The organism is Stenotrophomonas sp. TWI809, assembly GCF_039673205.1.
Lineage (GTDB): Bacteria > Pseudomonadota > Gammaproteobacteria > Xanthomonadales > Xanthomonadaceae > Stenotrophomonas.
Map to the genome: position 1 here is coordinate 16944 of NZ_JBDJLE010000027.1, position 25998 is coordinate 42941.

A 25998-nucleotide genomic window follows, 5' to 3' on the forward strand; every position below is an offset into this window, starting at 1 on the left:
AAAGGTCAGTCATGGGAGATACGGTTGCGCAGCAGGATGCCGCGCGCGGAAAGGCTGACCAGCAGCACGAACACGGTCAGCACCAGCGCGCCGGCCCAGGCCAGCACCTGCCAGGATTCGTAGGGGCTGCCGGCAAACTGGTTCATCACCACCGGCACCGAGGCCATCGGCTGGAACACGTTGCTGTTCCAGTACTGGTTGCCGAAGGCGGTGAACAGCAGCGGGGCGGTTTCACCGGAGATGCGGGCCAGCGCCAGCAGGATGCCGGTCACGATGCCGGCGGCGGCGCTGCGGTACAGCACCTGCACCGTCACCTTCCACTGCGGGATGCCCAGCGACAGCGCCGCTTCGCGCATCTGCGAGGGCACCAGGCGCAGCATTTCATCCGTGGTCCGCACCACCACCGGCAGCACGATGAAGGCCAGCGAGAGCGCACCGGCGAAGGCCGAGAACTGGCCGCCAGTCTGCATCACGTACAGGGTGTAGACGAACAGGCCCAGCACGATCGACGGCGCCGAGAGCAGGATGTCGTTGACGAAGCGGACCACCGTGCCGGTCTTGCGGAAGTTGCCGTACTCGGCCAGCCAGGTGCCGGCCAGCACGCCGAGCGGCGTGCCGATGGCGATGGCCAGGCCGCACATCACCGCGCTGCCGAAGAAGGCATTGGCCAGGCCGCCTTCCTGCATCGGCGGTGGGGTCATCTTGGTGAACAGATCCAGGTTGATGCCGGCCAGGCCCTTGGAGGCCAGCGTCCACAGGATCCAGCCGAGGAAGAACAGGCCGAACAGTGCGGTCAGGCAGGACATCAGCAGCGCGACCACGTTGACGATGCGGCGGCGCAGGTACAGCGGTCGGGCGTTGGCGGTGGACATCAGTTGCCCTCCTTGCGGGCCAGGCGCATCAGCATCAGGCGGGCGATCGCCAGCACCACGAAGGTCACCAGGAACAGCACGAAGCCGAGCAGCAGCAGTGCCGAACGGTAGGTCTCGGTGGCTTCGCCGAAATCGTTGGCGATCAGCGCGGCGATGGTGGTGCCCGGTTCGAGCAGCGACGGCGACAGGCGCACGCTGTTGCCGATCACGAAGGCCACCGCCATGGTTTCACCCAGGGCACGGCCGAGGCCGAGGAAGATGCCGCCGATCACCGCCGAGCGGGTGTAGGGCAGCACGATGTCCCAGCTCACTTCCCACTTGGTGGAGCCCAGCGCATAGGCCGATTCCTTCAGGCGGGTCGGCACGGTCAGGAACACTTCGCGCATCACCGAGGAGATGAAGGGGATCACCATGATCGCCAGCACGAAGCCGGCGGTGAGCACGCCGATGCCCAGCGGCGGACCCTGGAACAGCGGGCCGATGATCGGCAGCGTGCCCAGGTGATCATTGAGGAACGGGGTGACGTACTCGGTCATCACCGGGACCAGCACGAACAGGCCCCACATGCCGTAGATGATCGAGGGGATACCGGCCAGCAGTTCGATGGCGGTACCGACCGGGCCACGCAGCCAGCGCGGGGCGACCTCGGTCAGGAAGAAGGCGATACCGAAGCTCACCGGCACCGCGATGACCATCGCGATCAGAGCCGTGACCAGGGTGCCGTAGATGGGCGCGAGGGCGCCGAATTTGTTTTCGACCGGATTCCATTCGGACGAATAGAAGAAGCTCAGGCCCTGCTCCTGCAGGGCATGGCGGCCGCCCCACAGCATCGAGAGCGCAGCGCAGGCCAGGGCGACCAGCACCAGGATGACGGTGGCGATCAGGACCCACCGGAACAGTTTGTCATTGCGGGCGTCACGCAGGTCGCGGGTGGACGGTGCGGGAACAGGCTGGGCGATGGCATTCATGGGAAAGGCGGGGGCCCAAAATTAGGTGGGGTAGTGCCAGGCCATGCCTGGCAGAACGGTGTCATGGCGCCACACTCCGGACCCGCGCAATGCGCGGGTCCGGTCTGGATCACTTGAATTCAGCCGCCCAGTACCCTTCGATCTGCGTGACCAGCTCGGCCGGCAGCGGCACGTAGTGCAGTTCGTTGGCCTGGGTCTGGCCCTTCTCGAAGGCCCACTTGAAGAACGCCAGGGTGTCCTTGCTGCGCTGGGCATCCTTGGGCTGCTTGTGCATCAGCATGAAGTTGGTGGCGGTGATCGGCCATGCCTGGTCGCCCGGGGCATTGGTGATGACCAGGTTGAAGTCCTTGGCGCTGGCCCAGTCGGCGCTGGCGGCTGCCGCGGCGAAGGTTTCCGCGCTCGGCTGCACCCAGTTGCCGGCGGCGTTCTGCATCGAGGCGTACGGCATGCCGTTCTGCAGCGCGTAGGCCAGTTCGACGTAGCCGATCGAGCCCTTGATCTGCTTCACGTACGACGCCACGCCTTCGTTGCCCTTGCCACCCACGCCGTCCGGCCACTGCACCGAGGTGCCTTCGCCGACCTTGCTCTTCCAGTCCGGGCTGACCTTGGACAGGTAGTTGGAGAAGTTGAAGGTGGTGCCCGAGCCGTCCGAACGGTGGACCAGGGTGATCTTGCCGTCGGGCAGTTTGACGCCCGGGTTGGCGGCGACGATGGCCGGGTCGTTCCAGGTCTTGACCTTGCCCAGGAAGATATCGGCCAGCAGGGCGCCGCTCAGGCGCAGCTTGCCGGCTTCCAGGCCGTCGATGTTGACCACCGGCACCACGCCACCGATCGCCGACGGGAACTGGCCGAGGCCGGCCTGGGCCAGCTCTTCGCTGCTCAGCGGCTTGTCGGAGGAACCAAAATCAACGGTGCCGGCCTTGATCTGGGCGATGCCGCCACCGGAACCGATCGACTGGTAGTTGATCTTGGCGCCGGTGGCGGTGTTGTAGTCGGCCGACCACTTGGACACCAGCGGGAAAATGAAGGAGGCACCGGCGCCGGAAATCTCGGCGGTCAGGCGATCGCCAGCGGCCGGAGCGGCAGCGGGCGCATCGGTGGCCGGCGCGGCGGCCTGGCCTTCAGCGCCCGGCTTGCAGGCGGAAAGACCCAGCGCGATGGCCAGGGAAAGGGCGGCGATGCTGGCCGTGTGCAGTTTCATGCGTCACTCCATAGCGGGATAAGGGCCGGTCTTTCCGGCGACGCGACTATGAAATGATGTTTTTGTTACAGCTTGATGACGCCGTGACCGAGCGCACGCAAAGCCTTGCGGCACAAGGGTCGGGCATTTTGCGGCAGGCAACAAAAAGGCGCGGAACCTTGCGGTCCGCGCCCGATGGCGCCGGAAGGGGAGAGAGGTCCTTCCGGCGCCATTGCACTGTCCGGTGGGTTGCGTCGGGGGCGACGCGTACCGACCAACGGTCGGCACCTACCGGCAGGTCACCACCGTGGGTGGTGACTTCCTCAATACTTCAGGTTCTGCGACCAGTAGGTCTCGATCTGCTTGACCAGGGTGTCCGGCAGCGGGACGTAGTCGAGCTGCTTGGCCTGCGCATCGCCGCTCTTGTAGATCCAGCGGAAGAACTCCTGGGTGGCCTTGGCGTTGGCGACGTTCTTGGGCTGCTTGCGGACCAGGATGAAGTTGGTGGCGGTGATCGGCCACGCATCGGCGCCCGGGGCGTTGGTCATGACCAGGTAGAAGTCCTTCGCGCTGGCCCAGTCGGCGCTGGCAGCAGCGGCGGCGAAGGAGGTGTCGCTCGGAAGCACGATCTTGCCCGAGGCGTTCTTCATCGCAGCGTAGGACATCTTGTTCTGCAGCGCGTAGGACAGTTCGACGTAGCCGATGCCGCCCTTGATCTGCTTCACATACGCGGCAACGCCTTCGTTGCCCTTGCCACCGATGCCGACCGGCCACTGGACCGAGGTGCCTTCACCGACCTTGGTCTTCCACTCCGGGTTGACCTTGGAAAGGTAGTTGACGAAGTTGAAGGTGGTGCCCGAACCGTCCGAGCGGTGCACGACGGTGATCTTGCCGTCGGGCAGCTTCACGCCCGGGTTCAGCGCGGCGATCGCCGGGTCGTTCCAGGTCTTGATCTTGCCCAGGAAGATGTTGCCCAGGGTCGGGCCATCGAGCTTCAGCGCGCCCGGGGCAATGCCGGCCACGTTGATCACCGGGACCACGCCGCCGATCACCGACGGGAACTGGGCCAGGCCGGCCGCCGCCAGTTCTTCCGGCTTCAGCGGGGCATCGGAGGAGCCGAAATCAACGGTCGCCGCCTTGATCTGGGCGATACCACCACCGGAACCGATGGACTGGTAGTTGACCTTCTTGCCGGTCGCGGTGCTGTAGTCGGCCGACCACTTGGACATGACCGGGTAGATGAACGAGGCGCCCGCGCCGGTCACATCGGCGGCGTTGGCGGCGAACACGGACGACGCGGCGAGGACGGCAACAGCGGCGCGCGACTTGAAGGCGTGGATCACGGGGTGGCTCCTGGGATGGATGAAGGTGCGGGGTGTCCCGCCCGGTGCTCATTCCATAACGGTTCGATGACAGCGCAGCGTCTGTCATATGACCACCTCGTGACACGCCTTCTGGAAGGGGTGTCACAACGGCTGCAGCGCCTCCGGGACCGCGTAGCGGCGGCCGTCGAAGCGCAGCACGTGGCGCTCGCCTTCCACCGACGTGTCCTGGTCGCGGCAGCTGTCACCGTCCATCCAGCTGTGCGTGGTGACCCGTCGCTCGCGCAGGATGAGGTCGGCCAAGCCGTGTCTGCCTTTGGGCCCAACGGCCACGGTGCGCGTCACGTCGATGGAGTCGCCGGCGCAGCGGGTATCCCACTCGGCCTGGAAGCGACGCAGCACCATCGCTGGGCCGAGCGTGCGCAGCGTGTCTGCCTGCACCGCCAGCAGATGCACCTGTTCTTCGCTGAACGGATTGGGCCCGGAGCCATTGCGCCGCTTCACGCGCAGGCCGAAGGCGAGGGTGTCCGGCGCAAGCTGGTAGCGCGCGGTATCCAGGTGCATGCCATCGAAGAAGATCGCATCGCTGTCGAGTGCGCCGAGCAGCACCGCCCATGCGCGCGTGGCAAGGGTGTCGGTATCGATCACCAGTACCTCCACATCGCCATCGCGGGAGTCGTTGTTGCCGCCGTCGCGCCAGACCGGCGTGGCCACCAAGGTCAGCTCCGGGCGTGCCGGCCATCGGCGGCAGACGCTGGCGGCGATGTCGCGTGTGTAGCCGGCGCGGTCGGGCAGCACGTTGGGTGCCCGGACCGTGTAGGCCTCCTGCGCTGCCGCCTGGGCGTCATGGCAGTCCTGGGCTTGGGCGGGCAGGGCGGCGGCACTGCACGCGGCGGCCAGCAACAGCGAGAGTGCGATACGCATCGGGTCCATCCATGGGGCGAGGGGCGCACAGCATACCCGCGGACGAACACGAAAAAAGGCGCAGCCGAAGCTGCGCCTTTGTGTCACACGCGTACTGCAGGGCTTACCAGAAGAACTGCAGGCGCGCTTCGAGGATGTTCGGATCGTCGTTGACGAACGTGCGCGCGGTCGAGCTGTACTTCTTGCTGTCCACCATCACGTAGTTCAGCGCGAACTTGGTGTTGGAGCGCCAGTAGTAGTTCACGCCCACGGTCCAGATGTCCATCTTGCCGCCCAGCACGCCATCGACGATCGGCGGGCGACCGGCCACCGGGTTCGCCGACAGATTGCCGTCGTTGAGGTCCATGTGGTCGTAACGCGCACCCAGCTGCCACATGCCGCGGCCCGGCTCATCCGGCAGGCCGGTGGTCGGGGTGCCGCCCTTGTAACCCCAGGTCTCGCCGCTGATGTTCCACAGGCCGCTGACGTAGTAACCGTCGCTGCTGTAGTTGTCGTGCGAGTACCGCTTGGCCTTGCTGGTGTAGTACTCGGCCTGGGCCTTGAACGGGCCGCCGATGTACATCGCTTCGGCGCCGATCGTGCTCACGCGGTCGGTGTCCACCATGTTGCCGCTGTCGACCAGGCGCGCGGTGGCCAGGTCGGCGTTGGGACGGGCACGCACGCGCAGGGTGTCGGCGTCGGTGTCGTAGTCCACATAGCTCAGGCCGAAGTGCAGGACCTGGCCCTTCTCATTTATCGGGGCCCAGGTGCCACGGGCGCCGTAGCCGCTGCCGTGCGCGAGGTTGCGGGTCAGTTCGCGGCCGAAGCCGCTGGCGGTGACGGACCAGTTGTTGTCACCGATGCTGTAGGCGCCACCGAGGCGGCGGGCCACGGCGTAGGTGTTGGTGACCGCGGCCTTGGAGATGAAGTCGTTGTTCTTGGTGCTGGAGAGTTCTTCCAGGCTGTTGGGCTGCTTGAACTGGCCGAACTGCACGAAGTGGTTGGCGTTGCCGGCCAGCTTGTACTTCAGGTTGGTGTCCAGGAACTTGTCGGCCTTGGCGTCGTAGCCCACCACCCATTCCACGTTGCCCGGGCCCTTGCCCTTGAGCACCAGCTCGGCGCGGCGCAGCTCGAATTCGCTGTTCTTGCCGTTGCCGGCATCACCGCCGTTGAGGTCGGTCACATCGTTGTCGAACCAGTTGCCGTCGGCCTGGACCAGGCCCTCGAACGTGATTTCCGAACCGCCGATCACATCGATGGCCACTTCAGCGTGAGCGGCCGGAACGAACAGCGCAGCCGCCACGGCCGCAGTAAGAAGTTGGCGATGCAGTTTCATGGAAGGAGCCTTGCAGGCAGGTGGGAAGATGCTGCGCAGGCTAATTAGTGAAGATTGCGTAAATGTGACAGTTTCGGACAAACCGTCATCGCCCGTATCCCAAGCGGCGTCAGGGGCTGCTATTGATGCCGTCTGGAGATGACCGCCGGGTTGCGCCCATGTGGCAGTCGTCGCCCCCGTTCAGGCAGCCGTCTTTTCCTTGAAACGGCACAGGTCGCGGATCACGCATTGCGGGCAGTCCGGCTTGCGTGCCTTGCACACGTAACGGCCATGCAGGATCAGCCAGTGATGCGCATCGAGCAGGAACTCGGCCGGGATCACCTTGACCAGCAGATCCTCCACCGCACGCACGTCCTTGCCCGGCGCCAGCCCGGTGCGGTTGGAGACGCGGAAGATGTGCGTGTCCACTGCCATCACCGGTTCGCCGAAGGCCGTGTTGAGCACGACATTGGCGGTCTTGCGACCGACACCGGGAAGCGCCTCAAGTGCAGCACGATCACGCGGCACCTCGCCGCCGTGCTGTTCGACCAACATGGCGCACGCGGCAATCACGTTCTTCGCTTTCGCGTTGTACAGGCCGATGGTGGCGATGTACTTCTTCAAGCCGTCCTCACCGAGAGCGAGGATCGCCTGCGGGGTATTGGCGACCGGGAACAGTTTGCGCGTGGCCTTGTTGACGCCGACATCGGTGGCCTGCGCCGACAACGTGACCGCCACCAGCAGTTCGAACGGCGAGCTGTACTCCAGTTCGGTCCTGGGGTGCGGGTTGAGCTCGCGCAGGCGCGTGAACATTTCGATCACGTCGGCCTTGGGCATGCGCGCGGTGCGTGCGACGGTTTTCTTCATCGTGGCCATCAGGAGGTGCGGCCCGCGGCCTTGGCCTTGGCGCGCGCGAGAATCGCGGCAGCGGCCGAGGGCAGGGCGGGTTTCTGGATCTCGGGTGTAGGGGGCGGTGCACGGCGTGCATCGCGCTCGGCCGCACGGCGCGCGAGTCGCTGCTGGCGCTGGCGGTAGCGCTCGCGTGCGGCCCAGGCACGTTGCAATTGCTGCTGTGCGTGCTGCAGCCGCTGTGGAAGATCGGGATGATCGGGCCGCAGCGCTTCGTCGCCCGGCTGCGGGACGTAGTCCATCAACCCGGCCGCCAGCGCGGCATCCCATTGATCGTCGAGGACGAGTGCCAGCAGCTGCGCCGGCGAAGCGGTATCGGAAGGCGACATGGCTCAGCGGTTCTTGAACACCGGCGGCCGCCGCGCCAGGAACGCGCTGGTGCCTTCGCGAATGTCCTCGGTGGCGAACATCAGGCCGAACTGCACGCTCTCGTACTCCAGCCCCTCGCCGAGCGAACATTCGCCGCCGATATGGATCGCATCGAGGATGCCGCGCAGCGCGAGAGGCGCGGCCGAGGCCAATTGCGACGCCAGAGCCTGGACGCGGGCATCCAGCTCCGCAGCCGGGACCACCTCATTGACGATGCCCAGTTGCGCGGCACGCGCGGCGGTGATCGGGGTGCCCAGCAGGCACAGCTCCAGTGCGGCGGCGCGGCCGCACAGGCGCAGCAGCCGCTGGCTGCCACCGAAGCCGGGGATCAGGCCCAGATGGATCTCTGGCTGACCGACCTTGGCGGTCTCCGCGGCCACCCGGAGGTGGCAGGCCATGGCCAGTTCCAGGCCGCCGCCCAGCGCAAATCCGTTGATCTTGCCGATCACCGGCTTGGGCATGCGCTCGATGCGGCGCATCAACCCTTGGCCGAGCAGTGAGAAATCACGACCCTGAACCGCGCTCAGGCCGTTCATTTCGGCAATGTCCGCACCGGCGACGAACGCCTTGGGACCGGCGCCGGTCAGCACCACCACCCGCACCCCAGGGGCGGCAGCGGCCTCGGCGAAGGCCGTATCAAGGGCTTCCAGGGTCGCCCGGTTCAGGGCGTTGAGCTTGTCCGGGCGGTTGACCGTCACAGTGCGTACGGCACCATCGTCCATAATCGCGATAAGGGCGTCGGCCACGGCAGGACTCCTGAAAACGTTAAAAAAAAGTGATGTTGAACTCTTGAAACGAAGTCAGGTCAGAGCCTGCGTCGTTAGTGGCGGTTCAACGTTGCGGCGGCTATCCTAACCCGTCGCCTCAGGGCGGCCCAACGCGTCCTGAGTTACCACCCCTGGAGAAAAGTTTGATGAAGTTGCGTTCTATCGCGGTCGCCGTCGCGGCCCTGGCCCTGACGGGCAATGCCTTCGCCCAGGACACCTCGTCCGAAAAGGGCAAGCTGAGCTATTACTTCGGTTACGACTACGGTAACAACCTGGCTGAACTCACCGCACGCGGCGAGCAGCTGGACATCAACTCGGTGGTGAAGGGCCTGCAGGATGCCTACGCCAAGAAGCAGCCGTCGATCACGGCCGAGCAGTTGAAGCCCGCCGTCGAAGCCTTCCAGAAGCGTGAGCAGGGTCGTGCGCAGGCCGCCAAGGCCGAGTACGACAAGGCTGCCGCCGAGAACAAGACCAAGAGCACCCAGTTCCTGGCCGCCAACAAGGCCAAGGCCGGCGTGCAGTCGCTTCCGAGCGGCGTGCAGTACCGCGTGATCGAAGCCGGCAAGGGTGCCAAGCCGACCCAGGCCAGCACCGTGCAGCTGGAAGTGGCCGGTCCGTATCCGTTCGGCACCCGTCCGGCCGAAGCGCGTCCGGCCCAGCAGATCCCGGGCATCAAGGTCAGCGAAGTTGAAATGAAGGCCATGCGTGAAGCCCTGCTGCAGATGCCGGCTGGCTCCAAGTGGGAAGTGACGCTGCCGCCGGATCAGGCCTATGGTGCCGATCCGCGCACGCCGTTCCCGCCGAACGTCGCGGTGCAGTTCGAAATCAAGCTCGTCAGCGTCAAGTAATTTTCGCAACATCAAGAACGCGCCGGTGGAAACACCGGCGCGTTTTTTGTTTCCGTGCAATCGCGGTACTGTTGACCGGTGCAATCGATGGAAGAATCCCCGCATGCCGTGCCCACTCCCTGCATCGGAATCTGCGCGCTGGATCGCGCCGGTGTCTGCTCGGGCTGCCTGCGCACCGTGGATGAAATCACCCGCTGGCGAACCATGAGCCGACCCGAACAGCATCACGTCATGCAGCACACGCTGCCCCTGCGCGAACAACTGCGGCAATCGCTGCGCGGTTCGCTGGCCGAACACGAGCGCCTGCTGCGCGCGCTGCATCCGCTGGACCGGCCGCCGTCCGGCGATGGCTGGAACCGCAGCGAACTGATCGATCTGTTACCGCCCGGCCCGCCCGTTGAAGCGGCCGTGCTGGCCGGCATCATTCCGCGCGAGGGCGGCGCGCAGGTGCTGCTGACCCGGCGCACCGACACGCTGCGCCATCACGGGGGCCAGGTCGGTTTTCCCGGTGGCCGCATGGAGCCGGAGGACCGCGATGCCGTCGCCGCCGCGATCCGCGAGAGTGACGAGGAAATCGCACTCAAGCACGATCAGGTGCAGGTGCTTGGGTATCTGGATCCGTTCGTGACGATTACCGGCTACCGGGTCATGCCGGTGGTGGCCGTGATCGATCCTGCCTTCGTGGCCGTGCCCGAACCGGGCGAGGTCGCGGAAGTGTTCGAAGTGCCGCTGTCCTACCTGATGGATCCGGCCAACCTGCACCACGTGGAGATCGACCACCGCGGTCGCATCCGCCACGTGCTCGAATACGGCTGGCCCGGGCAGCGGATCTGGGGTGCGACCGCCGCCATTCTCTACAACCTGCGTCGCCGCCTGGAGCAGACCGCATGACCACGCCATTGATCGATGTCACCGCCCTCGCACAGGCGTTGGACGACGGCGCCACGCGCCTCATGGATGCACGTGCGGCGGCCAGTGCCGCCCCCACGCTTCGGGTAGTGGATGCGCGGTTCTCGTTGGCCGATCCGCAGTCCGGTGCGGCGTTGTATGCACAGGGCCATCTGCCCGGCGCGCTGTACGCCGATCTCAACCGGGACCTGTCCGATCCTGGCCGCACCGGCCATGGCCGTCATCCGCTGCCGGACAGCGATGCGTTCGCCGCGCGCCTGGGCGCGTGGGGCATCGGGCCGGAAACCGAGGTCGTGGTCTACGACGCCGGCGACGGCAGCATGGCGGCCGCGCGGTTGTGGTGGCTGCTGCGGCTGATCGGGCATGCACAGGTACGCGTTCTCGACGGCGGATTTGCGGCATGGCAGGCCGCCGGTCTGCCGGTCACCGCAGCGCTGCCGCAGGTGACGCCGTTGCCGCCGTACCCGGGGCAGTTCGACCGCCGCCAGATCGCCTCGGTGGAGGAGGTGCAGGCGCGTCTCAAGCACGCGCCGGGCTGGCTGATCGATGCGCGGGCGGGCGAGCGTTTCCGGGGCGAAGTGGAGCCCTTGGATCCGGTCGCCGGCCACGTGCCCGGCGCGGTGAATCGTCCGTTCGCGTTGAACGTGCATGAGGGACGGCTGCACCCTGCGGAGGATCTGCGCGCCGCGCTGCAGCCGCTGATCGGCACGCACGCACCGGACGAGGTCGTGCTGATGTGCGGCTCGGGCGTGACCGCCTGCCATCTGCTGCTGGCGATGGAAGCCGCCGGGCTGGAAGGGGCGCGGATCTATGCGGATTCGTGGAGCGGCTGGGTCAGCGACCCGTCGCGTCCCGTCGACACCGGCTGATCATCACCCACGCAGTTCCTGCAGCGGCACCGCCGCCAGCACGCGTGGCCACGGGAACATCGGACCCGGATCGCGCTTGCGCGGCACCCGCCGTTCCGGATCGTCGCTGGCCACTTCCTCGCGCGTATCCAGCCACTCATGCCCGGCGATATGGGCCAACGCGGGCAGCGTCCCGCACAGGTGTTGCAGCAGGTCGATCAGCGCCGCGATCTGCGCATCCGGGTAGGGCTCGTCCATCGCCTGGTGGCGGGAATCCCACCAATGTGGGTAGCGCCCGGTGTTGACCAGTTCGATCCCGATCGAGCGCGGGTTATAGCCACTGACCTGATGCGCGACGCGGTCCAATGACACGTACTGGACGATGCGCCCATCGCGGTCGATGTAATAGTGGCCACTGTTGCCGGTGCCGCTGTCATACAGCACGCGTTCGCCGTACTCGCGTGCCATCGCCAGGTCCGGCAGTTCGGTGCAGTGGATGACCACCAGATCGATCTCGTCGTGCGTGCGGGACAGCAGCCTGTCCTGGTAGGGCAGGGGCTGTGCATCGATGGCGGGCGGGGCGCGGTCGGGCATGCGGCGATGCTAGCATTCAGGCATGAACGCTCCTATCGATTCCCGCGCGGTGTGCGCATGAGCCGCGGCCACTGCATCCTCTCCCATGGCTTTGAAAGCGGCCCGGACGCCATCAAGGTGACCGCCCTGGCCGACGTCGCCGAGCGCCTGGGCTGGACCCACGAGCGCCCGGACTACACCGATCTGGACGCCCAGCGCGAGGTCAGCAGCCTGGGCGATGTGCGCGCCCGCCTGCAGCGCCTGGTCACCCTGGCCACGGCCCGTGTCGTGCAGGGCCCGGTGGTGCTGGCCGGCTCCAGCCTGGGTTCGTACATTTCGGCCATCGCCTCGCTGCAGGTGCCGGTCCAGGGCCTGTTCCTGATGGTGCCGCCCACCCGGATGGGGCCGATGCCCGCGCTGGATGCCGCCCGCGTGCCGACCAGCGTGGTCCACGCCTGGCACGACGAGCTGATCCCGCCGGCGGAGGTGATCGCCTGGGCCCAGGCCCGCTCGGCCCGCCTGCTGATGGTGGACGACGGCCACCGCCTGACCGATCACGTCGAGGCCTCGAGCCGGGCCTTCGAGGAACTGCTGGCCACGCTGTAACCGGGCGTTCCAGCCCGCCTCACGTACAATGGCCCCCCGGACACCCGTGCCCGGCTGCTTGCCGTGCCCGTGGGCACCCCCTCTCCGCTGACCTGCGATACCGATTCCGTGAAATTCTTTGTTTCCTGCGCCAAGGGCCTGGAGTATCTGCTCGCCGACGAACTGTTGGCGCTCGGCCTGGAAAAGGCCACCGCCACCATTTCCGGCGTCAACGCCGAGGGCGAGCTGGCGCAGGCGCAGCGCGTGGTGCTGTGGTCGCGCCTGGCCAGCCGGGTGCTGTGGCCGCTGACCGAGTTCGACTGCCCCGACGAAGGCTCGCTCTACCAGGGCGTGTCGGCGATGGCGTGGGAGCAGCACATCAGCCCCGAGCTGACCCTGTCGGTGGACGCGCATGTGTCCGGCACCGAGATCACCCATGCGCGCTTTGCCGCGCAGCGGGTCAAGGACGGTGTGGTCGACAGTCTGCGGTCGCAGGGCCTGGAGCGACCGTCGGTCAACACCGACTTCCCGGACGTGCGCATCAACCTGTCGCTGCGCAAGGGCCGGGCCACGATCTCGATCGACCTGGGCGGTGGCCCGATGCACCGCCGCGGCTGGCGCATGGCGCAGAACGATGCGCCGCTGAAAGAAAACCTGGCCGCCGCGGTGCTGCTGCGCGCCAACTGGCCGAAGATCCGCAGCGAAGGCGGTGGCCTGCTCGACCCGATGTGCGGCAGCGGCACGCTGCTGATCGAAGGCGCCTTGATGGCCGCCGACGTGGCCCCGGGCCTGCAGCGCCATGGCAGCATTCCGCCGAGCCGCTGGCTGGGCTTCGACCGCGACGCCTGGAACAGCCTGATGGAAGAAGCGCGCGCCCGCGAAACCGCCGGCCGCAGCGCACTCAAGCAGGTGATCCACGGCAGCGACGTGGATCCGCACGCCATCCATGCGGCCAAGCAGAACGCCGAAACGGCCGGTGTGGGCCATGCCATCTGGTTCGGCGTGCGCGACATCACCGATGTGCAGGTTCCGCCGCAGGAGACCGGCTGCGTGGTCTGCAACCCGCCCTATGACGAGCGCCTGGCCGCCGACGCGGTGCTGTACCGCCAACTCGGCGACGCGCTCAAGCGCGCGGTGCCGCAGTGGCGCGCCAGCCTGTTGTGCGGCAGCGCCGACCTGGCCTTCGCCACCGGCCTGCGCGCCAACAAGAAGTACCAGCTGTTCAACGGCGCCATCGAGTGCGCGCTGATCGTCTGCGACCCGATCGCGGTACCGCAGCGCGAGAACACCGGCCAGCCGCGCGAGCTCAGCGAAGGCGCGCAGATGGTGGCCAACCGCCTGCGCAAGAACATCAAGAAGTTCAAGACGTGGCGGACGCGCGAGAGCATCACCTGCTACCGCGTTTACGATGCCGATCTGCCCGAGTACGCGGCCGCCATCGATGTCTATGAAGAAGACGGTGGTGCCCGCCGGACCTTCCTGCATGTGCAGGAATACGCGGCCCCGGCGACCATTCCGGATGTGGATGTGCGTCGCCGCCGCAACGAGCTGCTCTCGGCCGCGCGCGAGGTCTTCCAGGTGCCGGCCGAGCAGGTCGCGCTGAAGTCACGCGAGCGTGGCAAGGGCGGCAGCAAGTACGGTCGTTTCGAGCAGCGCGGCGAGTTCGTGCTGGTGCGCGAGAACGATGCGCTGCTGCGCGTGAACCTGTTCGATTATCTGGACACCGGCCTGTTCCTGGACCACCGTCCACTGCGCTGGCACATGGCGCAGGAAGCCCAGGGCAAGCGCTTCCTCAACCTGTTCTGCTACACCGGTGTCGCCTCGGTGCAGGCCGCCGTGGCCGGTGCCGCGACCACCACCAGCGTGGATCTGTCCGGTACGTACCTGCAGTGGTGCGCCGACAATCTCGCGTTGAACGGCAAGGGCGGCAGCCAGCACCAGCTGATCCAGGCCGATGCGCTGGCGTGGCTGGAAGCCGAACGTCACCGCTTCGACGTGATCTTCTGCGATCCGCCGACGTTCTCCAACTCCGCCCGCGCCGATGACTTTGATATCCAGCGCGAACACGTGCGCCTGCTGCGCGCGGCCGTGGCGCGCTTGAGCCCGGAAGGCGTGCTGTATTTCTCCAACAACTTCCGCCGCTTCAAGCTGGACGATGAAGCGATCAAGGAATTCGCGGAGTGCAAGGAGATTTCGCCCGAGACCATCGGGGCGGACTTCGAGCGCAACCCGCGCATCCACCGCGCGTGGGAACTGCGCCGCTACGGCGCCTGACGGGAACGGGCCGACATGGACGACAGTCAGCTCCACGCCGACGGGCTGCTGCTGCGACCGTTCGAGGATGCCGACGCCGCTGCGTTCGCAGCGGCGGTGCGTGAGTCGGCCGAGGGCATGCGGCGCTGGATGCCGTGGAGCTCGGTCGACTACCGCGTCGAGCAGGCGCTGCAATGGTTCCAGGCCTGCCGGGACGGTTGGGCGGCAGGCACGGCCTGCGAATACGGAATCTTCGACCAGGACACGGCCGCCTTCGTCGGCGGCGCGGGATTGAACAAGATCCAGCACGATCCCCGTTTCTGCAACCTGGGCTACTGGGTGCGGCAGTCGTGCCGTGGCCAGGGCGTGGCGCCCCGCGTCGTGCAGGCGCTGGCGGCCCAGGCGTTCGGGCCGCTGGGCCTGCATCGGGTGGAGATCGTCGTTGCGGTAGACAATCTCGCCAGCGAACGGGTGGCGGTGAAGGCCGGCGCTCTGCGCGAAGGCGTGGCGCGCAACCGTCTGGTCATCGACGGCCGTCCGGTCGCGGCGCACATGTTTTCACTGGTGCCCTGACCGGCGATCGCGATGCGGCGACGCCCGTGAGGGTGCGGCGGGTGCGCCGCAGGGATCGATCTGAAGGTAGAGCCACGCCATGCGTGGCTGGGTCCCAGCGATGCGTTCTCACCTCCCGCAAGCACCGCGTTACACCACCAGCAATTGCCCTGGTGCATGACCCACCGGCCAATGTCCGCGCTCGTACCAGTCAATCACGCGCTGCCAGTGGGGCGGCAGGCCGAGGTGACGTTCGAGGATCCAGTGGCGATAGCCGTACATCGCAGCATTGCGTGCGACGATATGGAAGTCGTGTGGCGCTACCCGCAGGCTGTCGTGTGCATGGGCGGACAGGGCGCGCATCAAGGCGCGATTGAGCTGTCGGCGTGGTTGCAGCAGCTCGACGGGCGTCGCCTGCGGACCATGAAATGGATCCACGTCTTCCAGCGAAGATGGCATCCAGTCGAAGGCACCGTCCTCGATGACTTCTATCGCCTCGGCCAAGGACAATGCGACGCAAACACCCTCTGTTAACGGTATCGGCTGGCCCATGCGCGAGAAATAGGACGTATCCGCGATCCTTTGCAAGTGTCCTGCCATCTCCATCCTTTGATGCTAGCACAGCCGATATGCGCTCCCTCAGCGCGCGACCACCGCCACCACCAGTCCCACCAGCGGCAACACCCACGCCAACGGGGCGATCCAGCGTGGCCGGAACGGGTACAGGCCGAAGGCGATCAGCATGCCGCTGACCGTCATCGCACCCAGCCACAGCACCGGACCGGCGGCCCAGCCGTGGTCCCATACGCACAGCGCGAACGACAGCGTCAGCAGCGCCCAGCCCAGCCAACGCCACAGCCGCATGCGTGCCGGGCTGGCCGGCGCCTTGCCGTGCAGGTCCAGCTGGTGCTTGTCCATGGCCAGCGACAGCGCGGTAAAGGCCGAGAAGCTCACGGTGAGGGCCAGCAGCATCATGCGTTGGCCTCCACGTTCGCGCTCTCCTGCGCCTTGGCTGCTGCCACCGCAGCGGCCTGCCGCTTCTTCTTCTCCGCCGCGCTCAGCGCCGGCTGCCAACGCTGCATGCGCAGCGCGCAGTAGGCCAGCACCGCACCGAAGGCCAGCATCATCAGGTCGAACCCGGCCAGCACCCAGTCGCCGGTGCGCAGGGTCACGCCCAGGTGTGCGTGGGTGGTGAGGGCATTGATCACCGGGATCAACAGGAACATCGCCGCGCCCAGATAGAGCTGCCATGCCCACATCAGCCGCTTGGGCCAGATGAAGGCCGCCAGCAGGGCCGCAGCCCAGGCGTAGAAGAACACGTTCACTTCGGTATCGGCGCGCTCGGCCATCTGCACCGGCAGCAGCCGGTTGCCCCAGAAGTAGGCGGCGAAGGCGATCGGCAGGCCGGCGACCGCGCCGATGTTGAGTGCGTCCACCAGGCGCAGGCCGAAGCCGATCTTTCCGCTCTTGGCATGCTTGGGCCGTTCCTTGACCGCCCACAGCACCACGCCGCTGGCCACCATCAGGCAGCCGATCAGGCCGGACACGAAGAACAACGCACGCAGTCCCCAGTCGGCAAAGCGGGCCAGGTGCAGGCCGTACATCACCCCGCGGGTCTGGGTGGCGCCACCGGACAGCGGGCTGGCCTCGATCAGCGCGCCGCTCACCGCGTCATAGCGCAACGACGGCGTATCCACCGACAGCCGCTTGCCATCACGCTGGTACACATCGATCACCGCATTGGCCCCACCCGGGTGGTACAGGGTGAAGCCGCTCACCTGGGCGCCCTTCCACTCGGCGCGCGCGGCATCCAGCAACTGCTGGATGGGCAGTGCGGTGGCCGTGCCTTCGGTCGGTGTGTCGATATCGGCCAGACGCGCGAAGGCCTCGCTGAAGAACGCTTCCTCATCCTTGGGATAGGCCACGCTCACGCCCCACGGCAGGTACATGAACATCAACGTGACGATGCCGGTGTAGGTGATCATCGCGTGGTACGGCAGCGCCATCACCGCGCTGACGTTGTGGAAATCCAGCCACGACCGCAGGCCCTTTTCCGGGCGGAAGGTGAAGAAGTCCTTGAAGATCTTCTTGTGCGTGATCACGCCGGTGATGATCGCCACCAGCATGAACATCGCACAGAAGCCGACCAGGTAGCGGGCCCAGTAAACGGGGATGTAGTGCAGGTCGAAATGCAGGCGGTAGAAGAAGTCACCGCCGCGGGTTTCGCGCGCGGCGATCTCTTCGCCGGTGTTCGGATCGACGGTGGCATCGCCGAAGCGGCCTCCGCCGCGCCGGCGGCGCTCGCCTTCCACCGGCGGCTTGACCATCGATTCGGGGTTGCGCCAGAACATGCGCATCGCCGGGTTGCGCGGGTCGGGCAGGGTGACATTCCAGCTCTCGGCCTGCGGCGCCTTGTGCTGCAGGAAGGTGAGAGCACGCTCGGCGGACACATCGGCACTCACGCTGCTGCGCGGCAGCTCCGGGCGCATCCAGCGGCTGATTTCCTCGCGGTAATAGCTGGCCGTGCCGGCCATGAAAATCAGCAGCAGCAGCCAGCCGACCAGCAGGCCGGTCCAGGTGTGCAGCCAGGCCATCGACTGGCGGAATCCGTTCTTCATGCGGCCCCCTGCAGCAGGCGGGTGCCGAGCCAGAACAGCGCCGTCGGGATCAGGATGCCGACCCACGCGCGCAGCGCGGTCCGGGTAGCGAACGCCCACAGTGCCGCGCAGGCGCACAGCACGATCGCCACCAGCATGCCGGTCAGCACCGCTTGCCCGCGCGCGATCGGCAGCGCGACCGCAAAGAACATCGAGCAGGTCGCGGCCAGCGCGTAGCCGCCGAAGATCGCGGCGAGCGAACGTGACAGGACACCCAGCCAGGGGCGGGCGAAGAAGGAACCAAGACGGTTGAACCTGGCGCTGGCGTGCGGCGTGCTGTCCACGGAAACCTGCTGATCGATCGGGGAAACGGGCATCACCGGCCGCAGCCGGTGATGAATGATAGTGGCCATCCCTGGCCGTGTTCACTGCGCGTCGCAGTGGTCCCTTGGAGCCGGTGTCAGAGCTTCCAGCGCAGGTTCAACATCACGTTGCGCGGTTCGCCCCAGTACACGCCGTTGTAGAAACCGACGTTGCTGTAGTACTTCTTGTCGAGCAGGTTGTTGACGTTGAGCTGCGCGGAGAAATTGTCATTGAAGCGGTAGCCGGCGAACACATTCACCAGGTAGAACGCATCCTGGGTGATGAACGCCGATTCGGTGCGGCCACTGGTCGCGTAATCGGCACGCGGCTTGGTGCTGGCGCGGTAGATACGACTCTGCCAGGTCACGCCGCCCCCCAGCGAGAGGCGGTTCCACTCACCACTCGGGCGCCAGCTGGTGTTGAGCCGGAAGGTGTCCACCGGGTTGGTGGTGTTCTGCGCCACGCCCGCCTGGTTGCGGATGGTGGTGTGCGCGAAACCGGCCGAGACGTTCCAGTTCTCGGTCAGGCTGCCCTGGGCTTCCAGTTCCCAGCCCTTGACCTTGTTGCCCTTGCCGGTGGAACGGTAGGCGCTGCTGCCATCGGGCAGCGAGGCGGCCGGTACCGAATCATCGAGCTCGGCGACATTGTCCTTCTCGCCCTTGAACACCGCGGCGGAGGTGTTCAGGCGGCCACCGAAGAATTCACCCTTCAGGCCGGCCTCCCACATGTCCCCGACCACCGGCTCCAGGTAATCGTTGTTCTTGTCGCGGTAGTCCTGCGGCTGGAAGATGTCGGTGTAGCTGGCGTAGGCACTGAACTGCCTGCTGAAATCGTAGACCAGGCCGACGTACGGGGTCAGCGAATCGTCCGGCTTGTAGCCGCCGCGGGTGGTACCGGTGCGGTTGCCGGCCGCATCGTTGGTATAGCGCCAGCTGCGGGTCTCCCAGCTGCCATAGCGCGCGCCGAGCACGGCCAGCAACGGATCGGCCAGCTGCAGGCGGGCGGCCACGTAGGCGGCCTTCTGCGTCAGCTCGTTCTCCGAGGCCAGCCAGTCATGCCGGGTGAGCGGCAACGGGGCAACGTCGCCGGTCCAGGTGCGCCAGTCCGGTACCACGTCGTAGCCCGGCGGCTGCACGAACTCCGAGGCAGGCGATTCGCCCTTGCGAACGGACTGGCCGACGCCGAACACCAGTTCATGCTCGCGGCCGAACAGCTGGAACGGGCCGCTGGCGTTGAGGTCGAACACGTTCATTTCGCTGCGTTCGGCGAAATGCGAAAGGTAGGCGCGCACACCGGTACCATCCGGCGCGGGATAGCCCTGCGCGCCGTACCAGACGTCGCCATCGGTGTTGCGCTTGGCCTGGGTCGCGCTGGCCTTGAGCGACCAGCCCTTGCCCAGCTGCTGCTCCAGGCGCATGAAGGTGGTCTTTTCCACGATCGGCCAGCTGCTCCAGCTTGCCGACAGGTTGGTCGAGCGCGGCAGGTTGGCCGGCTTTCCGTCCGGGCCCCAGTACGGCACCACGCCCCAGGTCACGCCCTTGGTTTCCGGCGACTGGTAGTCATAGCCGACTTCGAACAGGGTGCTGTCGGTCAGGTCGGCCTGGACGATGCCGTAGAACACGTCCTTGTCGAGACGGTACACATCGCGGAAGGAATCGCTCTGCTGCTTGGCGGCGACAAAACGCGCACGCACGCGGCCGTCCAGCGCGACCGGGCCGCCGATGTCCGCTTCCAGGCGCTGGTTGCCCCAGCGGCCCAGGGTCAGGCCGGCGCTCATCGCCATCTCCTGGGTCGGGCGCTTGCGAACCATGTTGATGGTGCCCGACGGATCACCGGCACCGGTGGTGAGGCCGGTCGCGCCGCGGACCACTTCGATGCGCTCGTAGATCGCGCTGTCGGTGTTGGTCTTGAGCGAGCCACCAAACGTGTTGAGCATCCCGTCGATCTGGAAATTGGTGATGCTGTAGCCACGCGAGATGTAGTTGATGCGCTCCGAATCGGTGACCGATACATGCACGCCGGTGACCTGGCCCATCACGTCGGACAGCGCGTACAGGCCCATGTCGTCCAGGCGCTGGCGGGTCAGCACGGTGACCGACTGCGGGGTGTGGCGCAGCGACAGGTTCAACTTGGTGGCGGTGCTGGCCTGCTTGACCGTGTAGGAATTGGGAATCTCGCCGTCGGCGGTCACCTTGATCGTGTCCAGCGTGGTCGCATCATTCGGCCCGGCCTCGGCGAAGGCGGGCAGTGCAGGCCCGGCGAGGGCAGCAACCAGCGCGATGGCCAACAACGATGGCCGGGACAACGGTGACGCGGACGAACGGGACATGGCAACACTTCCAGTGTGAGAAAACGGCAGCACGCACAGCGACGCTGCCAGAGGCGGCAGGGCAGGCAGGGCAGCGGATCAGGGGGTGTACACGGGGCGTTGCGCGGGGAGGGCGTGATGCTTCCGGGCGCCGGTTGGCTAGGCGTACAGCCGATCAGTGAATGATAGTCATTATCATTTCGATAGACAAGCGTCATGGCGGTGTCGAGAGCGGGGAAAGCCGTGCGCTGGCGTATGTGTGGCGGGCTGCAAGAACGTCGCCTGCGTGTCATTGCCGGGCAATATCGCGTCAACAGACTGTGAGGATGTCGTGACACGCCGTTACGGCATCCCCCATCTGTTCGTCCGCGGAGTCGTCAGTGAATCGTTGTGTGCTTGCTGTAGCGGTGTTGTCCGTCCTTACCTTTGCCACGGCCGCCGATGCGCGTGCCGAGGCCGCCCCGGCAGGGACTGCCGCGGCCCCCGCCACCCTGGACACGATGATCGTCACCGGCACGCGCGGCAGCAACCGCACCCAGTTCGACACGCTGGCCCCGGTGGACGTGTTCTCGCAGGAAGAGATCCAGGCGATCGAGTCGTCCGACCTCAACGACGTGCTGGCCCAGCTGGTGCCTTCCTTCGTGGTCCAGCGCATGCCGATGAACGATGGCCTGGTGTTCGTGCGGCCGGCCACGCTGCGGGGTCTCTCGCCGGACCAGACCCTGGTGCTGGTCAACGGCCGCCGCTTCCACCGTTCGGCGCTGCTGGGCGCACGCGGCGCGCAGGGGCCGGACCTGGCGCAGATTCCGGTGCATGCGATCCAGCGCATCGAAGTGCTGCGTGACGGCGCGTCGGCGCAGTACGGCTCGGACGCCATCGCCGGGGTGATCAACATCATCCTGGATGACCGCGTCGGCGGGGAACTGTCGCTGGGCCTGTCCGAATACAGCGAAGGCGATGGGACCGGTCGCAAGATCGGCGGCCGGCACGGCTTCGCGCTGGGTGACAAGGGCAGCCTGTCGCTGTTCGCCGACTGGGACAAATCCGACGCGACCTCGCGCAGCCGCCAGCGCGCCGATGCGATCGCCTTCCAGAACGCCCACCCGGATCTGGTCGTGCCCGATCCGGTGCAGCGCTGGGGCCAGCCGGACCTGGAAAACCGCCATTTCGGCTTCAACCTCAACCTCGCCTTGAACGACAGCGTCGACCTCTACGGTTTCGGTCTGTACGGCCACAGCGAAGGCGTCAGTGATTTCAACTGGCGCAATCCCGATGGCACCGCCTCGGTCTATAACCGCAGCCGTGTGTTCCCCGGCTGGGACGCGCGCAGCCTGTACCCGACCGGCTTCAGCCCGAAGTACGGCAACGAGCAGGCCGATCTGCAGGGCGTGCTCGGTCTGCGCGGTTACTGGGGCGAGCGCTGGCGCTGGGATGTGAGCGGCTCCTACGGGCGCAACCGCATCGACTACACGCTGGGCCATTCGATCAATGCCTCGCTCGGCCCGGACAGCCCCACCTCGTTCTACCTCGGCCGCCTCTCGCAGGAGGAGAAGAACCTCAACGCCGATATCGTCTATTCGCTGCCGGTCAGCGCGCTGGCCGCACCGATCAACATCGCCTTCGGCGCGGAGACGCGCGAGGAAACCTACGGGGTGGATGCCGGTGATCCGGCGTCGTATGCGATCGGGCCGGGGGCGGTCACCGGCCTGGCCGGTGGCGCCAACGGTGCGCCGGGTTTCAGTGCGGCCAATGCCGGGCGCTGGAGCCAGCGCAGCCGCGCGGCCTACATCGATGTCGAAGCGCCGTTGACCGCGCGCTGGACGGTCGGCGCAGCCACCCGCTACGAGCACTTCTCGGCCTTCGGTGAGAGCGTGGACGGCAAGCTTTCCAGCCGCTTCGAGTTCACCCCGGACCTGGCCGTGCGCGGTTCGGTCTCCACCGGCTTCCGCGCGCCCACGCCGGGCCAGCTGTACACGCAGAGCACCCAGCAGGGACTGGATACCGTGACCTTGCAGGTGTTCACCACCGGTCGCCTGTCGCCCAGCGATCCGCTGGCGATCCAGCTCGGCGCCCAACCGCTCAAGCCGGAACAATCGCGCACCGCCTCGCTCGGGCTGACCTGGAAGAACCACCTGGGCTTCTCCGGCTCGGTGGACCTGTACGACATCAAGGTCACCGACCGTTTCAGCCAGTCGGCCTCGTTCGCGGTGCCCGCCGGCGTGCCCAATCCGCTGGCGTATACCTCGGTGAGCTTCTACACCAACGATTTCGACACCACCACCCGCGGTGTCGATGTGGTGGCCAGCCACACCACCGCACTCGGGGCGGGCCGGCTGAGCACCACGCTGGGCTACAACTACAACCAGACCCAGGTGGACAGCGGTGCCACCGGCGTGGCCACCAATGAAAGCCAGCGCCGCATTTTCGAAGAGCGCCTGCCGCGGCAGAAGGCCACGCTCAGCAGCACGTATGCGTGGGGCCGCTTCAGCGTGCTCGGCAAGCTGCGATACTACGGGGCATGGACGGACTCTTCGGGCAATGCCACCGGCGACATCTTCCAGCGCTTCGGAGCGATGAGCTTCGTCGATCTGGCCGTGAGCTGGAATGTCACCGAGCAGCAGACGCTGCGGATCGGCGCGGACAACCTGTTCAACCGCTACCCGGAGGAGGCCAGCTTCCAGGCCAGCCGTGGCTTGATCTACTCGCGGAACGCGCCGTATGACACCGACGGCCGCAACCTCTATGCCGAATACCGGATCCGCTACTGATGGACCGGCAACGACGTGCTCTGCTGCGTGGCGCACTGGCCCTGCCAGTCGCTGCGGCACTCTCCGGTGCGAACGCCATGGACGCTGAGCCGCTGGCGCTGCCGGCAGTGGGCGCGCGCACGCCGGCCGAGCTGGCCGCCGACGAAACCTGGTGGGCCCAGGTGCGCGCGCTGTACGACCTCACCGACGAGGTCGTGATGCTGGACAACGGCTACTGGGGCGCGATGGCGCGCCCGGTGCTGCAGGCCTACCAGCAGGCCACCGCCACGGTGAATGCCGGCAACGCCTGGTTCGGGCGCTTGGCGTTTCCACCGCTGTTTGAGCAGGCCCGCGTGCGTCTGGCGCAGGTGCTGGGCGTGGAGACCGACGAAATCGTGCTCACCCGGGGCGCCACTGAAGCGATGCAGGTGCTGATCGGCAGCTACCGCGGGCTGTCGCCGGGTGATGCGGTGATGTATGCCGATACCGACTACGACAGCATGATCAGCGCGATGCAGTGGCTGCAGGCGCGGCGCGGTGTGCAGCCGGTGGCGATCACGCTGCCTGAGCCATTCGACCATGACAGCATCGTGGAGACGTACCGCCGCGCGCTGGCCGCCAACCCGCGCGTGCGCCTGCTCCTGCTGACCCACGTCAACCACCGCAACGGCATGCTGCTGCCGGTGGCCGAGATCGCCGCGCTGGCCAGGGCGGCGGGCGTGGAGGTGGTGCTCGATGCGGCGCACGGCATCGGCCAGGTGGATACGCCGCTACGCGCGCTGGGCGTGGATTTCATCGGGATCAACCTGCACAAGTGGATCGGCGCGCCGGTCGGCGTCGGCGCGGTGTATGTCCGCCGCGGGCGGGTGCGCGATCTGGATCCGTACATGGGCGAGCAGGACCACGACGACATCCGTACCCGTGTGCACACCGGGACGGTCAACTTCGCCGCCTACATGGCGTTGCCGGTCGCGCTGGATCTGCACGAGCGCATCGGTGTGGCCAACAAGCGGGCGCGGCTGCTGCGCCTGCGCAATCAGTGGATGGACGCGTTGCGCGGCGACGAACGCCTCCAGCTGCTGGGCTCGGACGATCCGCGCCTGTCCAGTGCGATCACCTCGTTCCGGCTGCGCGGGCAGACCACGATGCGCGACAACACGGCCACCTCGCAGCGGATGGTGAAGCAGTCCGGCGTGTTCGTGGTGCCGCGCGAAGGGCTGGCTTCGGGCGCCTGCCTGCGGGTCACGCCGGGCATCTTCAGCACGCCGGCGCAGATGGACGCACTGGTGGCGGCGGTACGCGCGGTCGCTGGCTGAGGCACCCGGCGACGCTGGCGGTGACCTCGCCAGCGTCCGTCGGCAGGCCCGACGCGGGTCGGGTTACCAGTGGAACCACACCGTCAGCGCGTGCAGGATCACGCCGATCAGCCCCCCCACCAGGGTGCCGTTGAAGCGGATGAACTGCAGGTCGCGGCCCACGCTCAGTTCCAGCTGCTCGACCAGATGGCGTTCGTCCCAGCTTTTGACGGTCTGTGCGATGTGCTCGGTCACGCCGCTGCGCAGCCGCGTGGTCAGGCGCTCGGCACCGTCCATCAGGTGCTGGTTCAGCGCTTCGCGCAGTGACGGGTCGGCCTGCAGCGCCTCGCCTACGGAGGCCAGGCTGCGGCGCAGATGGCCGGCCAGTGCGGAATCCTCGCTGGCCAGGTCGGCGCGCAGGCTGGCATGGATGCGCGCCCACAGGCCCTGCACGTACTCCTGCACGGCCGGGTGGTCGATCACCTGCTGCTTGAGCTGTTCCACCTTCTCAGCCAGGGCCGGGTCTTCGCGCAGCCGCTGGATGTAGTCGCTCAGCCAGGTCTCGTAATCGCGACGCAGCGGATGCTCGGGCTGGGCCAGGATCTGCTGCAGTTCCTCCAGCACCGCATGCGCCAGGCGCTCGGCGAGGGTGTCACCGATCTCGTCGATCGGCTTGACCCAGTTGACGGTGCTGGCCAGCTTGGGCCACTCGCGCTGGATGTAGCCCACGATCAATGTGGACGCGCGGTCTTTGACCTTCTCGTTGCCCAGCCATTCGCTGATCCGGGTCAGGCCTTCGTCCAGCACGCGCTGGTGGCGGTTGTCGGCGGTGAGCAGGCCGAGCAGTTCTCCCGCGGTGGCGGCCGCGTTCCATTGCCGCAGCTGCTGGATCACAAAGCCCTGGATGCTCCGCCGCACGGCGGCCTCATCAAGGAAGTCCAGCGCCTGCAGCGCCCAGCCGCGCGCCATGTCGGCCAGCATGCGGGCCCGCGCCGGCTCGGCCAGCCAGCTGCCCAGGCGGCTGGCCGGATCGAACACCTGCAGCCGGGCCAGCAGGGCCTGCGGTTCCAGGAACTGGTCGCGCACGAACAGCGCCAGGCTGTCGGCGATCCGGTCCTTGCTGCGCGGGATGATGGCGGTATGCGGGATGGGCAGGCCGAGCGGGCGCCGGAACAGCGCCACCACCGCGAACCAGTCGGCCAGCGCGCCGACCGCGGCAGCCTCGCAGAACGCCGAGACCCAGGCCCAGATGCCACGTTCGCCGTGCCAGTGGCTGACCGCGAAGCCGGCCAGCATCGCCACCAGCATGGCCAGGGCGATCAGTTTGAGCCGACGCAGCTGCGCGCGGCGCGGGTCGGGAGGGGAGGTGGGCGTCATGGCGGCAGTTTAACGACCCCGGCATGAGCAACAGGTAGTGCCGGCCGCTGGCCGGCAACCAGAAACCCCGCGCAGAAGCCCCCGTAGTGGGGGGGGGGGGGCGGGGGGCCCGCCCCCCGCCCCCCCCACCCCCGCGGG

Annotated in this window: 24 protein-coding genes; 8 read left to right on the forward strand and 16 right to left on the reverse strand. The window is 67.1% G+C overall.

Annotation, left to right across the window (positions count from 1 at the left end; all coding sequences use genetic code 11):
- Positions 1-5: 5 nt before the first annotated feature.
- From pstA to ABE472_RS16625, 9 genes are all read right to left on the reverse strand, one after another.
- Positions 6-872, reverse strand: a complete 867-nt coding sequence (pstA, locus tag ABE472_RS16585; RefSeq protein WP_346466656.1) for a phosphate ABC transporter permease PstA — start codon at positions 870-872, stop codon at positions 6-8.
- Complete coding sequence (pstC, locus tag ABE472_RS16590; protein ID WP_313211692.1) at positions 872-1840, reverse strand: phosphate ABC transporter permease subunit PstC; 969 nt, start codon at positions 1838-1840, stop codon at positions 872-874. Before pstC ends, pstA begins: the two co-directional genes overlap by 1 nt.
- 109 nt (positions 1841-1949) lie before the next feature.
- The gene (pstS, locus tag ABE472_RS16595) at positions 1950-3041 is read right to left on the reverse strand and encodes a phosphate ABC transporter substrate-binding protein PstS (RefSeq protein WP_313211694.1); all 1092 of its coding nucleotides are present in this window, start codon (positions 3039-3041) and stop codon (positions 1950-1952) included.
- A 302-nt stretch (positions 3042-3343) separates the two neighbouring features.
- Entirely contained in the window at positions 3344-4363 is a 1020-nt protein-coding gene (pstS, locus tag ABE472_RS16600) for a phosphate ABC transporter substrate-binding protein PstS (protein ID WP_070471808.1), read from the reverse strand.
- A 123-nt stretch (positions 4364-4486) separates the two neighbouring features.
- Positions 4487-5266, reverse strand: a complete 780-nt coding sequence (locus ABE472_RS16605) for a hypothetical protein (RefSeq protein ID WP_346466657.1) — start codon at positions 5264-5266, stop codon at positions 4487-4489.
- 103 nt (positions 5267-5369) lie between these two features.
- Positions 5370-6581, reverse strand: a complete 1212-nt coding sequence (locus tag ABE472_RS16610; protein ID WP_313211697.1) for an OprO/OprP family phosphate-selective porin — start codon at positions 6579-6581, stop codon at positions 5370-5372.
- Positions 6582-6761: 180 nt separating this feature from the next.
- The gene (nth, locus tag ABE472_RS16615; protein WP_313217761.1) at positions 6762-7436 is read right to left on the reverse strand and encodes an endonuclease III; all 675 of its coding nucleotides are present in this window, start codon (positions 7434-7436) and stop codon (positions 6762-6764) included.
- A complete protein-coding gene (locus ABE472_RS16620; protein ID WP_313217762.1) occupies positions 7436-7798 on the reverse strand; it encodes a hypothetical protein in 363 nt (120 codons plus the stop codon). Before ABE472_RS16620 ends, nth begins: the two co-directional genes overlap by 1 nt.
- 3 nt (positions 7799-7801) lie before the next feature.
- Positions 7802-8584, reverse strand: coding sequence for an enoyl-CoA hydratase-related protein (locus ABE472_RS16625; RefSeq protein ID WP_346466658.1), 783 nt, complete (start codon positions 8582-8584; stop codon positions 7802-7804).
- Between the two features lie 167 nt (positions 8585-8751).
- Between ABE472_RS16625 and ABE472_RS16630 the strand changes: the two genes are divergently transcribed.
- The 3 genes from ABE472_RS16630 to ABE472_RS16640 all read left to right on the forward strand — a co-directional run bounded on the left by ABE472_RS16630 (position 8752) and on the right by ABE472_RS16640 (position 11231).
- Complete coding sequence (locus ABE472_RS16630) at positions 8752-9453, forward strand: FKBP-type peptidyl-prolyl cis-trans isomerase (RefSeq protein ID WP_019185884.1); 702 nt, start codon at positions 8752-8754, stop codon at positions 9451-9453.
- Positions 9454-9540: 87 nt separating this feature from the next.
- Entirely contained in the window at positions 9541-10344 is an 804-nt protein-coding gene (locus ABE472_RS16635; protein WP_346466659.1) for a CoA pyrophosphatase, read from the forward strand.
- Positions 10341-11231, forward strand: a complete 891-nt coding sequence (locus ABE472_RS16640; RefSeq protein WP_346466660.1) for a sulfurtransferase — start codon at positions 10341-10343, stop codon at positions 11229-11231. The genes ABE472_RS16635 and ABE472_RS16640 overlap by 4 nt, the downstream gene beginning before the upstream one ends.
- Before the next feature lie 3 nt (positions 11232-11234).
- Here ABE472_RS16640 and ABE472_RS16645 read toward each other — a convergent pair whose 3' ends face one another.
- Positions 11235-11804 carry an N-acetylmuramoyl-L-alanine amidase gene (locus ABE472_RS16645; protein ID WP_346466661.1) on the reverse strand — a complete coding sequence of 190 codons (570 nt, stop codon included), beginning with the start codon at positions 11802-11804 and terminating at the stop codon, positions 11235-11237.
- 57 nt (positions 11805-11861) lie between these two features.
- On the opposite strand from ABE472_RS16645, the gene ABE472_RS16650 reads away from it, so the two are divergent.
- The 3 genes from ABE472_RS16650 to ABE472_RS16660 all read left to right on the forward strand — a co-directional run bounded on the left by ABE472_RS16650 (position 11862) and on the right by ABE472_RS16660 (position 15194).
- On the forward strand, positions 11862-12389 hold the full coding sequence (locus ABE472_RS16650) for a hypothetical protein (protein WP_070426973.1): 528 nt from the start codon (positions 11862-11864) through the stop codon (positions 12387-12389).
- 108 nt (positions 12390-12497) lie between these two features.
- The gene (gene rlmKL / locus ABE472_RS16655; protein WP_346466662.1) at positions 12498-14642 is read left to right on the forward strand and encodes a bifunctional 23S rRNA (guanine(2069)-N(7))-methyltransferase RlmK/23S rRNA (guanine(2445)-N(2))-methyltransferase RlmL; all 2145 of its coding nucleotides are present in this window, start codon (positions 12498-12500) and stop codon (positions 14640-14642) included.
- Between the two features lie 15 nt (positions 14643-14657).
- Entirely contained in the window at positions 14658-15194 is a 537-nt protein-coding gene (locus ABE472_RS16660; protein ID WP_346466663.1) for a GNAT family N-acetyltransferase, read from the forward strand.
- A gap of 129 nt (positions 15195-15323) precedes the next feature.
- Here ABE472_RS16660 and ABE472_RS16665 read toward each other — a convergent pair whose 3' ends face one another.
- From ABE472_RS16665 to ABE472_RS16685, 5 genes are all read right to left on the reverse strand, one after another.
- Complete coding sequence (locus tag ABE472_RS16665; protein WP_083279877.1) at positions 15324-15779, reverse strand: hypothetical protein; 456 nt, start codon at positions 15777-15779, stop codon at positions 15324-15326.
- Between the two features lie 33 nt (positions 15780-15812).
- Positions 15813-16148 carry a DUF3325 domain-containing protein gene (locus tag ABE472_RS16670; protein ID WP_070426976.1) on the reverse strand — a complete coding sequence of 112 codons (336 nt, stop codon included), beginning with the start codon at positions 16146-16148 and terminating at the stop codon, positions 15813-15815.
- Positions 16145-17791: a PepSY-associated TM helix domain-containing protein gene (locus ABE472_RS16675; RefSeq protein WP_346466664.1), complete on the reverse strand. Its 1647-nt coding sequence runs from the start codon at positions 17789-17791 to the stop codon at positions 16145-16147. Before ABE472_RS16675 ends, ABE472_RS16670 begins: the two co-directional genes overlap by 4 nt.
- Positions 17788-18147, reverse strand: a complete 360-nt coding sequence (locus ABE472_RS16680; protein WP_237393520.1) for a DUF3649 domain-containing protein — start codon at positions 18145-18147, stop codon at positions 17788-17790. The genes ABE472_RS16675 and ABE472_RS16680 overlap by 4 nt, the downstream gene beginning before the upstream one ends.
- A gap of 83 nt (positions 18148-18230) precedes the next feature.
- Complete coding sequence (locus ABE472_RS16685; protein WP_346466665.1) at positions 18231-20462, reverse strand: TonB-dependent siderophore receptor; 2232 nt, start codon at positions 20460-20462, stop codon at positions 18231-18233.
- A gap of 386 nt (positions 20463-20848) precedes the next feature.
- On the opposite strand from ABE472_RS16685, the gene ABE472_RS16690 reads away from it, so the two are divergent.
- Both ABE472_RS16690 and ABE472_RS16695 read left to right on the forward strand, forming a co-directional pair.
- Entirely contained in the window at positions 20849-23209 is a 2361-nt protein-coding gene (locus ABE472_RS16690) for a TonB-dependent receptor (RefSeq protein ID WP_346466666.1), read from the forward strand.
- Complete coding sequence (locus ABE472_RS16695; protein WP_346466667.1) at positions 23209-24504, forward strand: aminotransferase class V-fold PLP-dependent enzyme; 1296 nt, start codon at positions 23209-23211, stop codon at positions 24502-24504. Before ABE472_RS16690 ends, ABE472_RS16695 begins: the two co-directional genes overlap by 1 nt.
- A gap of 63 nt (positions 24505-24567) precedes the next feature.
- On the opposite strand, the gene ABE472_RS16700 is transcribed toward ABE472_RS16695, so the two are convergent.
- Positions 24568-25860: a DUF445 family protein gene (locus ABE472_RS16700; RefSeq protein WP_070426981.1), complete on the reverse strand. Its 1293-nt coding sequence runs from the start codon at positions 25858-25860 to the stop codon at positions 24568-24570.
- Between the last annotated feature and the right edge of the window lie 138 nt (positions 25861-25998).

Excerpts from the sequence above, each read along its gene's own strand:
- ABE472_RS16665 (WP_083279877.1), bottom strand. The coding sequence starts at position 15,779 with ATGGAGATGGCAGGACACTTGCAAAGGATCGCGGATACGTCCTATTTC.
- ABE472_RS16675 (WP_346466664.1), bottom strand. The coding sequence starts at position 17,791 with ATGAAGAACGGATTCCGCCAGTCGATGGCCTGGCTGCACACCTGGACC.
- pstC (WP_313211692.1), bottom strand. The coding sequence starts at position 1,840 with ATGAATGCCATCGCCCAGCCTGTTCCCGCACCGTCCACCCGCGACCTG.
- ABE472_RS16645 (WP_346466661.1), bottom strand. The coding sequence starts at position 11,804 with ATGCCCGACCGCGCCCCGCCCGCCATCGATGCACAGCCCCTGCCCTAC.
- nth (WP_313217761.1), bottom strand. The coding sequence starts at position 7,436 with ATGGCCACGATGAAGAAAACCGTCGCACGCACCGCGCGCATGCCCAAG.
- ABE472_RS16635 (WP_346466659.1), top strand. The coding sequence starts at position 9,541 with ATGGAAGAATCCCCGCATGCCGTGCCCACTCCCTGCATCGGAATCTGC.
- ABE472_RS16610 (WP_313211697.1), bottom strand. The coding sequence starts at position 6,581 with ATGAAACTGCATCGCCAACTTCTTACTGCGGCCGTGGCGGCTGCGCTG.
- ABE472_RS16605 (WP_346466657.1), bottom strand. The coding sequence starts at position 5,266 with ATGCGTATCGCACTCTCGCTGTTGCTGGCCGCCGCGTGCAGTGCCGCC.
- ABE472_RS16640 (WP_346466660.1), top strand. The coding sequence starts at position 10,341 with ATGACCACGCCATTGATCGATGTCACCGCCCTCGCACAGGCGTTGGAC.
- ABE472_RS16620 (WP_313217762.1), bottom strand. The coding sequence starts at position 7,798 with ATGTCGCCTTCCGATACCGCTTCGCCGGCGCAGCTGCTGGCACTCGTC.
- pstS (WP_313211694.1), bottom strand. The coding sequence starts at position 3,041 with ATGAAACTGCACACGGCCAGCATCGCCGCCCTTTCCCTGGCCATCGCG.
- ABE472_RS16650 (WP_070426973.1), top strand. The coding sequence starts at position 11,862 with ATGAGCCGCGGCCACTGCATCCTCTCCCATGGCTTTGAAAGCGGCCCG.
- pstA (WP_346466656.1), bottom strand. The coding sequence starts at position 872 with ATGTCCACCGCCAACGCCCGACCGCTGTACCTGCGCCGCCGCATCGTC.
- ABE472_RS16685 (WP_346466665.1), bottom strand. The coding sequence starts at position 20,462 with ATGTCCCGTTCGTCCGCGTCACCGTTGTCCCGGCCATCGTTGTTGGCC.
- ABE472_RS16700 (WP_070426981.1), bottom strand. The coding sequence starts at position 25,860 with ATGACGCCCACCTCCCCTCCCGACCCGCGCCGCGCGCAGCTGCGTCGG.
- ABE472_RS16660 (WP_346466663.1), top strand. The coding sequence starts at position 14,658 with ATGGACGACAGTCAGCTCCACGCCGACGGGCTGCTGCTGCGACCGTTC.
- ABE472_RS16680 (WP_237393520.1), bottom strand. The coding sequence starts at position 18,147 with ATGCCCGTTTCCCCGATCGATCAGCAGGTTTCCGTGGACAGCACGCCG.
- ABE472_RS16695 (WP_346466667.1), top strand. The coding sequence starts at position 23,209 with ATGGACCGGCAACGACGTGCTCTGCTGCGTGGCGCACTGGCCCTGCCA.
- ABE472_RS16670 (WP_070426976.1), bottom strand. The coding sequence starts at position 16,148 with ATGATGCTGCTGGCCCTCACCGTGAGCTTCTCGGCCTTTACCGCGCTG.
- ABE472_RS16630 (WP_019185884.1), top strand. The coding sequence starts at position 8,752 with ATGAAGTTGCGTTCTATCGCGGTCGCCGTCGCGGCCCTGGCCCTGACG.